The 12,976-nt window shown below is 71.6% G+C and carries 11 protein-coding genes and 1 tRNA gene; 6 read left to right on the forward strand and 6 right to left on the reverse strand.

The window, feature by feature from the left end; all coding sequences use genetic code 11:
- Positions 1-2: 2 nt before the first annotated feature.
- Complete coding sequence (locus tag ACQEVZ_RS37575; protein WP_433375467.1) at positions 3-1,784, reverse strand: bifunctional metallophosphatase/5'-nucleotidase; 1,782 nt, start codon at positions 1,782-1,784, stop codon at positions 3-5.
- A 151-nt stretch (positions 1,785-1,935) separates the two neighbouring features.
- Here ACQEVZ_RS37575 and ACQEVZ_RS37580 point away from each other — a divergent pair, with 151 nt between their 5' ends.
- Positions 1,936-3,471 carry a M28 family peptidase gene (locus tag ACQEVZ_RS37580; RefSeq protein WP_433375470.1) on the forward strand — a complete coding sequence of 512 codons (1,536 nt, stop codon included), beginning with the start codon at positions 1,936-1,938 and terminating at the stop codon, positions 3,469-3,471.
- On the opposite strand, the gene ACQEVZ_RS37585 is transcribed toward ACQEVZ_RS37580, so the two are convergent.
- Positions 3,458-4,084, reverse strand: a complete 627-nt coding sequence (locus ACQEVZ_RS37585; RefSeq protein WP_433375473.1) for a TetR/AcrR family transcriptional regulator — start codon at positions 4,082-4,084, stop codon at positions 3,458-3,460. The genes ACQEVZ_RS37580 and ACQEVZ_RS37585 overlap by 14 nt on opposite strands.
- A 78-nt stretch (positions 4,085-4,162) precedes the next feature.
- Here ACQEVZ_RS37585 and ACQEVZ_RS37590 point away from each other — a divergent pair, with 78 nt between their 5' ends.
- A complete protein-coding gene (locus ACQEVZ_RS37590) occupies positions 4,163-4,975 on the forward strand; it encodes a hypothetical protein (protein WP_354900608.1) in 813 nt (270 codons plus the stop codon).
- 28 nt (positions 4,976-5,003) lie between these two features.
- On the opposite strand, the gene ACQEVZ_RS37595 is transcribed toward ACQEVZ_RS37590, so the two are convergent.
- The 3 genes from ACQEVZ_RS37595 to ACQEVZ_RS37605 form a co-directional block, all read right to left on the reverse strand.
- The gene (locus tag ACQEVZ_RS37595) at positions 5,004-7,052 is read right to left on the reverse strand and encodes a hypothetical protein (RefSeq protein ID WP_433375477.1); all 2,049 of its coding nucleotides are present in this window, start codon (positions 7,050-7,052) and stop codon (positions 5,004-5,006) included.
- Positions 7,053-7,118: 66 nt separating this feature from the next.
- On the reverse strand, positions 7,119-7,979 hold the full coding sequence (locus tag ACQEVZ_RS37600; RefSeq protein ID WP_344503459.1) for a hypothetical protein: 861 nt from the start codon (positions 7,977-7,979) through the stop codon (positions 7,119-7,121).
- Between the two features lie 6 nt (positions 7,980-7,985).
- On the reverse strand, positions 7,986-9,254 hold the full coding sequence (locus tag ACQEVZ_RS37605; protein ID WP_433375480.1) for a sensor domain-containing phosphodiesterase: 1,269 nt from the start codon (positions 9,252-9,254) through the stop codon (positions 7,986-7,988).
- Positions 9,255-9,378: 124 nt separating this feature from the next.
- Between ACQEVZ_RS37605 and ACQEVZ_RS37610 the strand changes: the two genes are divergently transcribed.
- Together ACQEVZ_RS37610 and ACQEVZ_RS37615 are read left to right on the forward strand one after the other, a co-directional pair.
- A complete protein-coding gene (locus ACQEVZ_RS37610) occupies positions 9,379-9,918 on the forward strand; it encodes a hypothetical protein (RefSeq protein WP_433375483.1) in 540 nt (179 codons plus the stop codon).
- On the forward strand, positions 9,919-10,740 hold the full coding sequence (locus ACQEVZ_RS37615) for a spermidine synthase (protein WP_433375486.1): 822 nt from the start codon (positions 9,919-9,921) through the stop codon (positions 10,738-10,740). It begins immediately after the preceding gene.
- A 9-nt stretch (positions 10,741-10,749) separates the two neighbouring features.
- On the opposite strand, the gene ACQEVZ_RS37620 is transcribed toward ACQEVZ_RS37615, so the two are convergent.
- Positions 10,750-10,823: transfer RNA gene (locus tag ACQEVZ_RS37620), tRNA-Leu, on the reverse strand.
- 83 nt (positions 10,824-10,906) lie between these two features.
- Here ACQEVZ_RS37620 and ACQEVZ_RS37625 point away from each other — a divergent pair.
- Together ACQEVZ_RS37625 and ACQEVZ_RS37630 are read left to right on the forward strand one after the other, a co-directional pair.
- The gene (locus ACQEVZ_RS37625) at positions 10,907-11,518 is read left to right on the forward strand and encodes an ANTAR domain-containing response regulator (protein WP_344503463.1); all 612 of its coding nucleotides are present in this window, start codon (positions 10,907-10,909) and stop codon (positions 11,516-11,518) included.
- 152 nt (positions 11,519-11,670) lie between these two features.
- Positions 11,671-12,975: a branched-chain amino acid ABC transporter permease gene (locus ACQEVZ_RS37630; RefSeq protein ID WP_433375491.1), complete on the forward strand. Its 1,305-nt coding sequence runs from the start codon at positions 11,671-11,673 to the stop codon at positions 12,973-12,975.
- Position 12,976 lies beyond the last annotated feature (1 nt).

The raw sequence follows: 12,976 nt of genomic DNA on the forward strand, positions 1-12,976 counted from the left end.
CGTTACGCGAAGACCGGCACGTTCTCCCGCACGAGCCGCCAGTTCGGGGTGAAGAAGTCGGCCGGATCGATCGAGCCCTTCGCCTGCGCCCAGTCGATCAGCAGCTGCCGGATCTCCTGCTGCGCGTTGTACACCTGCGACTTCACGATGCCGGGGAAGTTGCCGCCGCCGGAGCGCCGGTAGTTGTTCACCGCGACCACGAACTGCTCGGTGTCGCCGACGGGCGTGGTGGTGCCCGGGTGCACGAGCCGCGTGATGCGTTGCCCGACCGGCTTGCTGATGTCGATGTCGTACTCGACGCCGGAGATCACGTCGTAGTTGTAGTCCGGCACGGACGGGTCGTTGATCGTCGCCGGGTCGACGGGCGCGCCGACCGGCAGCGTCACGAAGTACTTCGCCGAGTACTCCAGGTAGGCGCGCACCTCGGCGCCGGTCAGGACGACGGCCTCCAGGGTGTTGTCGTAGATGTACAGCCCCGCCACGTCCTTGATCTTGACGTCGCCGGCGGGGAACACCGCGGTCCGCGAGAACGGGGCGGCGATCGACAGCACCGGCAGCGCCGTGCCGAGCGCGGCGGTGACCGTGTCGGTCTGGACCTTGTTGATGTAGTCCAGGATCGCGGTGTCCTTGTAGCGGGACTCGGCCGCCGACAGCGTCTCGGTGGAGGTCGCGACGACCTGGTTGACGTAGGCGACGGTCTTGTTGTGCTGCGCCCGCACGGCGGCGACGACCTTCGGGTCGGCCTCGACCGTGTTGGTGTTCAGCGACGTCGACGCCTTCGACGTGATCACCCAGCGGCCGCGGTCGCGGCTGAGCTGGAAGTCCATCCGGGTCAGCCGCTGGCCCCACCGCGACGGCTCCGACAGCAGCACCTGCGCGCCGGTCGCCGTGTTGGTCACGAAGCGCTGCGGGATGTCGCTGTGCGCGTGGCCGAAGAGGATCGCGTCGATGCCGGGGACCTGCTCGGCGATGAGCGCCGACGGGTTCTCGTTCGGCAGCTCCGGGCCGTAGCTGGACTTGCCGCTGTCGCCGCCGTGCGCGGAGATGAGCACGATGTCGGCGCCGCGGCGGCGCATCTCGGGCACGTACTTCGCGGCGGTGGCGACGCAGTCCTCGAAGCGGAGCGTGCCCTCGACGTTGGCGCGGTCCCAGATGGCGACGCCGGGGTTGGTGAGGCCGAGGATGCCGACCCGGAGGTTCGGCGCGCCGTGGCCCAGGTCGACCTTCTTGATGACGTACGGCACGAACGCGGGCCGGCCGGTCTTCACGTTGACGGCGTTCGCCGCAAGGGCCGGGAAGCCCAGCTGGCGGATCCACAGGGCGAGCAGCGGCAGCCCGTAGTTGAACTCGTGGTTGCCCAGGGTGACGGCGTCGTAGTCGATGACGTTCATCGCCCGCGCCATCGGGTGCTTCTCGCCGGTCGTGGTGATCGGCTCCTGCTTGGCGTAGTACGTCGCCAGGGGCGTGCCCTGGATCGTGTCGCCGGCGTCGAGGACGAGGGTGGCCCTGCCCCGCCGCTCGGCCCGGATCTGGTTGACGAGCGTGGCGACCTTCGCCAGGCCGATGTCGTTGTGGGCGCTGTCGTCGTACTCGGCGTCCTTGTAGTAGTCCCAGTTGTAGACGTTGCCGTGGGTGTCCGAGGTGCCGAGCAGCGTGAGGTCCCAGGTTGTGGGTTTCGCCGCGGGTGCCGCGCCCGCCTCGCCGCCGGCGACGAAGGGTGCCGCCGCCGTTGCCGCCGCGGCGGCCAGGACGGTCCGCCGGGAGGTGCCTGAAGGGTTGTTCATGTCCGGCACCTTATGCGTGTATCAATGCGATGAGCGAATCGAAAGCTTGACGTATTTCGATGTCTCTCGGGACCATGGCAGACGGCCAGGCGGCTGACGGCTGACCTCTCCCGCCGGGCCGTGACCCCCTCGACCCCCGGGAGCTGTCCACGTGAAGAAGGTCCGCACCGTCGCGCTGGCGGTGGCTCTGGCGGCCACCGCGCTGCCGGCGCCCGCCTCGGCGGCGCCGGCGAAGATCCTGCTCGCCGCCGCGCCCAACATCTCCGTCGCCAACGTCAAGGCGCACCTGAGCCAGCTGCAGAGCATCGCGACCGCCAACGGCGGCAACCGGGCCCACGGCCGGCCCGGCTACCTGGCCTCGGTCAACTACGTGAAGGGGCAGCTCGACGCCGCCGGGTACACCACGGTCGTGCAGTCGTTCACGTACAACGGCGCCACCGGCTACAACCTGATCGCGGACTGGCCGGGCGGCGACCCCGACGACGTGCTGATGGTCGGCGCCCACCTGGACAGCGTCACCGCCGGGCCCGGCATCAACGACAACGGCTCCGGCTCCTCGGCCAACCTGGAGGTCGCGCTCGAGGTGTCCCGGCAGGCGCTGAGCACCACCAAGCACCTGCGCTTCGGCTGGTGGGGCGCGGAGGAGCTCGGGCTGCGCGGCTCGACCGCGTACGTCAACAGCCTGTCCGCGGCCGAGAAGGCGAAGATCAAGGCGTACCTGAACTTCGACATGGTCGGCTCGCCGAACGCCGGCTACTTCCTCTACGACGGCGACAACTCCGACGGCGTCGGCTCCGGCCCCGGCCCCGCCGGCTCGGCCGCCCTCGAGCAGACGCTGAAGGACTACTTCACGTCGATCGGCGTGCCGACGGAGGGCACCGACTTCGACGGCCGCTCCGACTACGGCCCGTTCATCGCCAACGGCATCCCCGCGGGCGGCATCTTCACCGGGGCGGAAGGCACCAAGACCGCGGCCCAGGCCACGAAGTGGGGCGGCACGTCCGGCACCGCGTTCGACGTCTGCTACCACCGCGCCTGCGACACCACGAGCAACATCAACGACACGGCCCTGGACCGCAACAGCGACGCCATCGCATACGCGGTGTGGACCATCGCGACCAGCACCCCGGTCCCGCCGGGCACCACCGTCTACAGCGACACGTTCGAGACGGCCACCGGCTGGACCACGAACCCGTCCGGCACCGACACGGCCACGGCCGGCGCGTTCGAGCGGGGCGACCCGGCCGCCACCAGCTCCGGCGTCGCGCTGCAGCTCGGCACCACCGTCAGCGGCAGCTTCGACCTGGTCACGGGTGCGGCGGCGGGCAGCAGCGCCGGGACCTACGACGTGGACGGCGGGGTCACCAGCATCCGCTCGCCCGCGATCACGCTGCCGGCGGTGCCGTCAGGTGGCACGCTGACGCTCTCCTTCTCCTGGTACCTCGCCCACCTCAACAACGCGACCAGCGCCGACTACCTGCGGGTGCGCGTCGTCGGCAGCACCACGACGACCGTGTTCACCCAGGCGGGCGCCGCGTCGAACCGGGCCGGCGCGTGGGCCACGGCCTCGGTGGGCCTGACCGCCTACGCGGGGCAGTCGATCCGGATCCTGATCGAGGCGAACGACTCCGGCACGGCCAGCCTGGTCGAGGCCGGCGTCGACGACGTCAAGATCACTCGGTCGTGACGGTGCGGGGCCGGTCCTCGTGGCCGGCCCCCATCAGGGCCGCGATGCCGCTCATGTACGACTCGCGGTCGACCTCGCCGATGAGCACCCGCTGCAGGATGTACCCCTGGATGAGCCCGAAGAGCGCCGAGCCGATCGCGACCGGGTCGGCGCCGGCGGGCAGCTGGCCGCTCTCCTGGGCGCGCCGGGCCAGGGCGACCGCGTTGCCCCGGATCCGGCCGTAGATCTCGGTGATCAGCCCGGCGAACTCGGGGTCGTGCACCGCCTCGCCCCACACCTGCACGGCGATGCGGACCGTGCCGTCGTCGGTGAGGTTGATGTCGATCTGGCGCAGCAGGTCGTCGATCACCGCCAGCACGGGCGGCGGCGGGTCCTGCCGCAGCAGGTGGTCGGCGGTCGCCTGCACCACACCGATCTTCTCGCCGGCGATCGCCTTGATCAGCGCGGCCTTGCTGTCGAAGTAGCGGTAGAACGCCCCGACGGACAGCTCCGCCTCTCTGATGACATCCTGCATGGACGTCTGGTGGAACCCGTTGCGCAGGAAGCAGCGCGTCGCCGCGTCGATGATCTGTTCCCGGCGGGCGGCGAGGTGGGCTTCGGAGACGCGCGGCATCCTCTGATTATAGAGCGAACGCTCGCTTTACAAATCGGGGCGTGCGTTTTCCCCGCCCAGGTGCCATGATCCACCGCTGTGACCGCTCTGCTCGCCCGCCGCTGGCGGGTGCCCGCCGTCCTCGCCGTGATCGCCGTCTGCGCGTGGGTCTCCTGGTTCACCCAGGTCGGCCACGAGTGGTTCACCCAGGCGGTGGCGCTGCCCGTCCCCGCCCTGATCGCGGTGTTCATCGCGCCCACCTGGCGGGTCGGGGTGCCGGCGGTGGCCGCGCTGCTCGTCGCCGCTCCCGCGCTCGTGCTGCTGTCGACCGGGCGGGCCGGGGTGCTGCAGCCGCCGGCGACGGACTGGTTCGTGCCGTACGTGCTGCTCGCCCTGATCGCCTGGGCGGCCGGCTTCGCGTTCCGGGTCCGGGCGGCCGGGCCGGACGCCCGGGGGACCCTGCTCATGATCGGTGGCGGGGTCGCGGCCCTGCTCCTGTGCGTCGGGACCATCGTCGTCGGCGGTGGCGGCAGGGCGCTGCCGTCCGGCGACGCCAGGCAGTGGGTGCACGGCGACGACCTGCCCGACGGGGTAGGGCTGCGCCGGATGGTCGTCCGGGGCGGCTGCGAGACCGGGGAGGGCGAGATCGTGGAGTGCCCGCAGGCCAGCGAGTTCTGGGCGACCGACGGCCGGTCCACCGGGGAGGTCATCGCGCAGCTCGTCGGGGAGCTGCGCGCGCTGGGCTGGCCGGTCACGGAGCAGGCGCCGGGCTTCTACGTCGGGTGCCTGCCGATGCGGGGCGTGCTGACCTGGGACGACAGCATCTGCGCCGAGGTCGCGGCGGCCGGCGAGGCATCGCTGCGGCCGGATGAGCCGAACAGCCCCACGTCCGTCATGCTCACACTCGGGTAGCACCGCACCCTCGGACGCAGGTAGCGCCTCAGATGCGGGTGGCGCTGAAGATCATGGTGGTCATGACGACGCCGCCGGCGCCGGCGTTGGCCAGCATCAGCCTGGGGGAGAGGCGGGTCACCGGGTTCGTCTTGTCGACCGCGGTCGCCTTGCGGTTGCCGGTCGAGAAGGCGGTCAGCTCGATCCCGCCGTCCGCGGTCGGCTTGCAGGTGACCTGCAGCGGCGTCGAGGCGGTCGGCGGCGGGCCGGCGTTCTTCGGCTTCGCCGACGCGGCGAGCCTCGCCGGCTGCCCGCCGGTCAGCTTGAAGATCTCGATGATGCCCTCGGGGCCGACCTCGAAGGTGTAGCCGTTGCCCAGGTCGGCGCCGTCGAGGCAGGCCGCACCGATCTTGGCGCCGCCGGCCGCCTTGCCGATCGCGGCGAACTCCAGGTCCATCGTGAAGCCGGCGCCCTGCACCGCGAGCCGCTGCTCCGGGCCGGGCGCGACGCAGCGGATGTTGGGCTGCTCCGCGGTGACCCGCAGCGCGTCCGGCACCTCGACCTTGCAGCCGCCCGCGGCGCCCCACGGCACCTTCTGCTGCAGCGCGGCGACCGTCTTCGTGCCCTTGAGCGTCCACGGCCCGACCGACGTGACGGAGCACGCGATGACGGGCCGCTGCGTCCAGCCCGCCGGGAGCATCGGCTTGTCCAGGGGCAGGAACGACTGGCCGTACGGGACGCCGAGGTACGCGCCGTAGGACTGCTCGCAGACCGCCTTCGCGGCCGCGTCGACGGCCTCGCGGCCCGGGTCCTCCAGGAACGGCAGGTGCCCGACGTACGTGACCTCGCCGATGTGCGCGGCGTTGCACGGCGTCACGTAGCGCAGCTGCGACGACCCGCCGATCCAGTCGAAGCACTCGCCGGCCTTGAGCTCGAACTGGTCGCCGACGAACAGCTCGGCGGCCGCCTTCGACGGGTCCGCCAGGGCCCGCGCGATCCGGTCGCCGTCGTCGTTGCCGGTGACCTGCAGCCCCTTGTCGAGCAGCGCCACCAGCGACGGCGCCAGGCCGTCCACGGGCACGGCGGTGTCGTGGACCGCCTGCCGGTGCGACGGGGACAGGCCCGCGACGACGACCACCTTGCCCTGCTCGGTGCGCAGGTAGTACTCGAAGCCGAGCCAGTGCCCGGCGCCCGCGCCGACCAGCGGCACCAGGACCGCGACGGCGAGCACCGAGTAGCCGGCGACGGTGCCCCACGCGCGGCCGACGGACGCGGCGATGACCGCCGCGGCGCCGAGGAGGACCCCGCCGAGCAGGCCGATCGCGCCGCCGGTGGACAGGATCAGGCGCAGCGGTTCGGCGAGCAGCCAGCCGGCGAGCCCGCCGGCGCGGGAGGTGCCGCCGTCCAGGAGGCTCGGGTTGCCGCGGACCAGGTGCAGCAGCCCGAGCGTGGCCAGGGCGATGCCGGTGGTGCGGGTGAGGACCCGTTCGCGCAGGTAGTGCCCGGTGGCGACGGCCAGGCCGCGCAGTTCGGCGCCGGTCCACAGCCGCCGGTCGACGATCGGCACCAGGGGCAGCTGCCACGGCCAGGTGGCCCGGGGCAGGCGCGGCAGCGGCCAGAGCAGCAGCAGCGGCAGGACCGGCAGCACGTACGCCGCGTAGCCGAACCCGAACGTGAGGATCGCCGTGGCGACCCCGTGAACCGGCACCTGCGGCACCCACAGCAGCGCGACGAGCACGACGACGACCGCCGCGATGATCCCGATCCGCCGCCACGACGGCCGCTTCGGCCGGGGCCGGGCGGGCTTCTCGAGCGGCTGGTCAGGGTCCTGGACGGGAGCCGGCCCGCGGCGGCCCTTCCGGTGCGACCCGGCCTCGGCGGTGGCCGCGCCCTGCCAGTCAGTGAGGGCGGCGCGGACCTGGTCGGTGGCGGCGACGCCCAGCAGCAGGCCCGCGACCAGGGTCAGGACGACCTGCCAGATCGGCGGCGCCGCGGCGATCCCGAGCAGCGTGGACAGGCCGAGGACGGCCGCGGTTGCCAGGGTCAGCAGCGCGACCGCGGGTAACGCCGCGCGGACGCGCGCACCGACCTCGGACATGGCTCTGGAGCATGGCACCCGCCGTACCCCATCGCAACTGGCCTAAGTCTGGCTTAAAAGTTTGCGCTACATCTCGGTGCGGTTGGCGGCGCAGGCGTCGATGACCGGCTTGAACGCGTCACGCTCCGCATCGGTGATCTTCAGCTCCGTGTACAGCGGCGGGCCGCCGTCGAGGCTGAGCCAGGCGGGGAACACGTACGGCTTCTTGATCTCGGCGAGGGCGTGCGGGGTGCAGCGCTCGCCGTCGACCACGACCGGGACCGTCACCTCGGTCTGCCCGGGCTGCAGCACCGCGTACGGCTTCGGCGTCTGCTCCCGCGCGGGCAGCGGCAGCACTTCGAGCAGGATGCTGCCGACGAACTCCTGCAGCGTCACGGTGCCGGTGTACCCCGTCCGCTTCAGCACCACGGTGCCGTTGAGCCAGCCGCTCGGCAGGTGCGTCCAGGGGCCGAACGTGAGCGAGACCTGCCGGTCCAGGTACGCCTGCTGGCAGTCGATAGCGAGCAGCTTGTCGAGCATCGGGTCCGGGTCGGGCAGCGGCAGCCGCAGGTCGTGGAGCTTGCCGTCCTCGGTACGGACGGCGAAACCGACATGCGAGGCGGCGCTGCGGGGCTTGAGCTCGTCGCCCTGGCAGATCCCCGTGCCGTAGGAGACGGGCACGTCGACGCGCAGGCCGCCGACGGGCAGCGGGGCGTCGACCGCGACCGGCCCGACCCCCTTGAACGAGGGCGCCTGCAGCTCGACCCGCTCGACGGTGACCTTCGCGGGGCCCTCGTTGTGCATGGAGATCTGCACCGTGTGCCGGACCTCGTCGACCCGGCCCTGGGTCAGCTCGATCCGCAGCTTGACCGGGCTCTCCTTCTCGCCGCCGCCGTTGCCGCAGCCGGCCAGAAGGGCGAGCACCACCACCAGCGCCACCCGCTTCATAACCGCCTATGTTGGCACGATCCAGTGCAGGAGCGCACGGGCCGCTTCGAGCACGAGGTCGCGGTCGTACGTGAGGGCGTAGGTGAACCGCCGGTCGTCGTCGGGTCCGTCGTCGGCGAGGTCCCGCGCGACGAGGGCGCCGGCGAAGTGCGGCCCGACGACGACCACGTTCCACTCGCCGCGCAGCGGGTCGTCGCCGGCGATCGCGGCGCCCCTGACGCCCGGCACCGGTGCGCTCGGGATCTCGGTGCCGAGGGCGCAGACCAGGGCGGCGGTCCGCGCGACGGTCGCGTAGCGGCGGGCGGTCGGCGGGGTCAGGAACCGCGCCTCCTGGAAGCAGCCGAGCAGGATCGGCGGCTCCGCCGCGTCGAGCGCCTTCTCCTCCAGGTACCGGCTCAGCGGCATGAGCATCCGCTTCGTCGCCTCGGCGGTCGGGCGGCGGCCGGCGACGATCTCGTACGGCGTCCTGGTCCCGGTCCCGGCGGGCGGCGCGACGAACGGCACCGGCAGGGTCGCGCTGCGCTCGGCGACGTCCTCCGGCAGCGGCCCCGGCCGGCCGAACAGCCAGCCCTGGCCGAGCGTCGCGCCCATGCCCAGGGCGGCGGCGACGTGCTCGCGGGTCTCGACCCCCTCGGCGAGGATCGCGGCGCCGGTGCGTTCGGCGTAGGCGACGATCGCGTTGACGACGCGGGCGGCGTAGGCCCCCTCGGGCTGCTGGGTGAGGTGCCGGTCGACCTTGACCACGTCCGGGTGCACGAACGGCATGACCGCCAGGGACGCGGGCCCGGCGCCGACGTCGTCCAGCGCCACGCCCCAGCCGGAGCCGCGGCACGCCTCGGCGGCGGTCAGCAGGGCCGCCGGGTCGTCGGCGATCGCCCGCTCGGTCATCTCGACGACGACCCGCAGCCGCAGCTGGGCGTCGAGGATCGCCGGGGCGAGGTCCGGCGGGCACGGCACGCCGAGCGCGGCGGGCTCGGCGTTGACGAACAGGGTGAGGCCGAGCGGCAGGCCGGCGTCGATCGCGGCACGGTACGCGGCGGCGCGGCAGACCCAGTCGAGCTCGGCGAGGCGCCCGGCCCTGCCGGCGGCGTCGAACAGCTCCAGCGGCGCCTCCCACGGCGTGCCGGCCGGGCCGCGGGTCAGCGCCTCGTAGCCGACGACCTCGGGCCGGTGGCGGCGCCACGAGTCGAGCCGCACGATCGGCTGGAACACGGTGGTGACGGCACGGGCATCGATGACGTCGTCGATGCTCTTGATCAGGGTGGTGCCGTCCATGTCTTTCGGTTCGGCCCGGAAGCTCCAGAACTGAGACAAATCGCCGGTTTCGCTGGCTTTGGGCCCGCTCCGCCCTGCCTACCACTGCGGGCGCCCCGGTGCATGCTCCGGTAGGTTGGCGGTGATGCGACGTGTACTGGTGGTGGCGCTGCTGCTCGGGCTGACGGCCTGTACGTCGGCGGCTCCGTCCTCGTCCGCCTCGCCCGGCGGCTCGGGCGGCTCGGGCGCGGTCGTGAAGACGGCCGGGTGCGGCGCGTCGCCGTCCGGGGACCTGGTGGAGGTCGTCTCGCAGATCGACGCGAAGGGCGAGGCCGACTTCGCGGCCGTGTTCGCCGGAGCCCGGGTCGGCGACGACGGCGTCGAGGTCTACCGCAAGCCGTCCGCCGACCTGGACAAGTGGATCACCGGCACGTTCGCGGCGTCGTGCGTGCTCGTGCACGACGCGAAGTTCTCCGCCGCCGAGCTGGCGAAGCGCTACCAGCAGGTCAACGACGACAACACCTACTGGGCCGAGCAGGGCGTGCACGTCAACAGCGTCTCGTCCGACTTCGTGCGCGGGGTGGTCATCGTCGGCACGCAGGAGGTCGACAAGGGCAAGCCGCTGTTCGCCGCGCGCTATGCCGACGGGCCGCCCGTGGAGCTCGTGGACGAGGCACCCGCCTAGATGGGTGGGTGGCGGGAGATCATCGACGGGATCGGCGAGCGCACCGAGTTCGGCAACGCCAGGCTGGTGCGCGACCCGCGCCGCAAGGGCGGCTGGACGCTGCTCTTCGAAGAGGTGCAGCAGTCGTACGTCGACGTCGCGGACCCGACCTACCTCAGCTTCGAGTACACCCGCCGCATCGCCGCGGTCGTCGACACGATGGCACCGCAGGCGCGCCCCCTCACCGTGCTGCACCTGGGCGGCGGCGCCTTCACGATGCCGCGCTACGTCACCGCCACGCGCCCCGGCTCAACGCAGGTGATCGTCGAGCGGGACCGGCGGCTCGCCGACTTCGTGCAGCGGGTCGTGCCGCTCGCCGACGCCACCGGCGTCTCGTTCGTCTTCGGGGACGCCCGAGAGGTCGTGTCCGACATTCCGGATTCGTCCTATGATCTCGTCATCGGCGACGTGTACGACGCCGCGCAGATGCCGGAAAGCGTGTCGGACGTCACGTTCGCCGCGGAGGTGGCCCGGATCCTGCGCCCCGAGGGGGTCTACGCGGTCAACGTCGCGGACCTCGCGCCCCTGACCTTCTCCCGGGGGCAGGCGGCCACCCTGCGCACCGCCTTCGCCGACGTGTGCCTGCTCGTGCGTCCGGAACTCCTGCGGGGCCGGCGCTTCGGCAACGTCGTTTTTGCGGCGTCCCGCGGCGCGGACCGGCTTCCTGTCGCGCGGCTGGCCGCGATCCTCGGGCGGGACCGGCAGCCCGCGCAGGTCGTCAGCGGCGCCGGACTGGACCTGCTGACCGCCGGCGCGGACCCGGTCGTGCTGCCGCCCGCGTGAGATCCTGCGTGCCCCGGGTGGGATTCGAACCCACACTGTCGGAGGTTTGAGCTCCGTTCCTCTGCCGATTGGGATACCGGGACGGGTACGCCGCACCAGGGTACCCACTAGTCTGATCGCGGCGGTAATCGCCGTCAGTCGTGTCGGATCGGATCGGGAGTTGCGCGTGGCCGAGGCACAGAGCCGTCGGGTGCTCATCGCGGAAGACGAGGCGCTCATCCGTCTCGACCTCCGGGAGATGCTCGTCGAGGAGGGCTACGACGTGGTCGGCGAGGCCGGCGACGGCGAGACGGCCGTCCGCCTCGCCGAGGAGCTCAAGCCCGACCTGGTCATCATGGACATCAAGATGCCGATCATGGACGGGCTGGCCGCCGCGGAGAAGATCGCCGGCGCGCGCCTCGCGCCGGTCGTCATCCTCACCGCGTTCAGCCAGCGGGACCTGGTCGAGCGCGCCCGCGCCGCCGGCGCGATGGCCTACCTGGTGAAGCCGTTCCAGAAGAGCGACCTGGTGCCGGCGGTGGAGATCGCCGTGTCGCGGTTCGCCGAGCTGGCCGTGCTCGAGCAGGAGGTCGCCACGCTGACCGACCGGCTCGAGACCCGCAAAGTCGTCGAGCGCGCCAAGGGTCAGCTCATGGCGACCTACTCGATGAACGAGCCGCAGGCGTTCAAATGGATTCAGCGCACCGCGATGGATCATCGAATGACCATGCGCGAAGTGGCGGATCGGATCATCGCGGAAACCGCCACCGGTAACAGCACGGTAACCCCTGAGTCCTGACCTTTTACCTGCGCAGGGCGTGTCTGCGCACGTAGTGCTCAGGGTCGAATAACGGCTTGGTAACGGACCGCAATCGGCTTCTGGGGCGGGCTATGATCCGCCAGTCCCGAGGGTCGGGACGATTGCTGCCATCTGTTATTCGAGGAGCACCATTGCGTAGAGCCGTGATCATGCTCACGGCCTTCCTGGCCTGCGTGATGCTCTCCTTCGGTCTAGGCGCCACAAGCGCGTGGGCCGAAGGGGAAGCACTGCAGGGGACGTTGACCAACAACGGCGCTCCGGTCGCCGGTGTCAAGATCAAGGCGTCTACCCAGGACGGCGCGCCCGCCGGTGAGGCCACATCCGACGAGCAGGGCAAGTGGAGTATTCCCGTAACCGGTCCGGGCACCTACAAGGTGGAACTCGATGTAGCGTCGCTGCCCTCCGGGGTCGGGCTCACCAACAACCGGCCCGTGCTGCCCACCGTCACCGTGGCGGACGGGCAGCTGCGCAACGTGCTGTTCCCGCTCGGCGCGGCCGGCACGACCGGCGGCAGTGGCAACAACCAGCCCGGCACCAAGACCGAGGGGCCGTCGTCGTTCGACCGCGTCGCCGACCTGCTGTACTCCGGCCTGCACTTCGCGCTGATCATCGCCCTGGCGGCGCTCGGCATCTCGCTGATCTTCGGCACCACCGGCCTGACCAACTTCGCCCACGGCGAGATGGTCACGCTGGGTGGCCTCATCACGTTCCTGTTCAACGTGACGATCGGGATGCCGCTGGTGCTGTCCGGCATCATCTCGGTGGCCATCGGCGCCGCCCTGGGCTACTTCCAGGACCGCGCGTTCTGGGGCTGGCTGCGCAAGCGCCGCACCAACCTGGTCACCATGATGATCATCTCGATCGGCCTGTCGCTGCTGATCAGGTACGTCTTCCTGTACTTCTTCGGCGGTGAGTCGCGCAACTTCGCCGACTACAACGCCCAGGCGGGCGTGCAGTACGGGCCCTTCCTGATCGCGCCGAAGAACCTGATCGCCGACGGCATCGCCCTCGTCGTCCTCGCCGCGGTGTCCTTCGCGCTGGTCGGCACCCGGCTCGGCAAGGCCACCCGCGCCGTCGCCGACAACCCGGCCCTGGCCGCCGCGTCCGGCATCAACGTCGACCGCATCATCCGCCTCGTGTGGACGATCGGCGGCGCCCTCGCCGCGCTCAGCGGCGTGATCCTCGGCGCCTTCCAGGGCGTGGGCTTCCAGATGGGCTTCCAGATCCTCCTGCTCATCTTCGCCGCGGTCACCCTCGGTGGCTTCGGCACGGCCTGGGGCGCGCTGCTCGGCAGCCTCGTCATCGGGTTGTTCATCCAGCTCTCCACGCTGTGGATCCCGACCGAGCTGAAGTCTGTGGGCGCCCTCGGGGTGCTGATCGTGATCCTGCTCTTCCGGCCGCAGGGCATCCTCGGCCGCCGGGCCCGGATCGGCTGAG

The organism is Dactylosporangium sp. CA-152071, assembly GCF_050936335.1.
GTDB lineage: Bacteria > Actinomycetota > Actinomycetes > Mycobacteriales > Micromonosporaceae > Dactylosporangium > Dactylosporangium maewongense.

Bases quoted from the DNA above. Each gene is read 5' to 3' on its own strand.
- ACQEVZ_RS37575 (WP_433375467.1), bottom strand. From the start codon at position 1,784: ATGAACAACCCTTCAGGCACCTCCCGGCGGACCGTCCTGGCCGCCGCG.
- ACQEVZ_RS37615 (WP_433375486.1), top strand. From the start codon at position 9,919: ATGGGTGGGTGGCGGGAGATCATCGACGGGATCGGCGAGCGCACCGAG.
- ACQEVZ_RS37585 (WP_433375473.1), bottom strand. From the start codon at position 4,084: ATGCCGCGCGTCTCCGAAGCCCACCTCGCCGCCCGCCGGGAACAGATC.
- ACQEVZ_RS37610 (WP_433375483.1), top strand. From the start codon at position 9,379: ATGCGACGTGTACTGGTGGTGGCGCTGCTGCTCGGGCTGACGGCCTGT.
- ACQEVZ_RS37605 (WP_433375480.1), bottom strand. From the start codon at position 9,254: ATGGACGGCACCACCCTGATCAAGAGCATCGACGACGTCATCGATGCC.
- ACQEVZ_RS37595 (WP_433375477.1), bottom strand. From the start codon at position 7,052: ATGTCCGAGGTCGGTGCGCGCGTCCGCGCGGCGTTACCCGCGGTCGCG.
- ACQEVZ_RS37600 (WP_344503459.1), bottom strand. From the start codon at position 7,979: ATGAAGCGGGTGGCGCTGGTGGTGGTGCTCGCCCTTCTGGCCGGCTGC.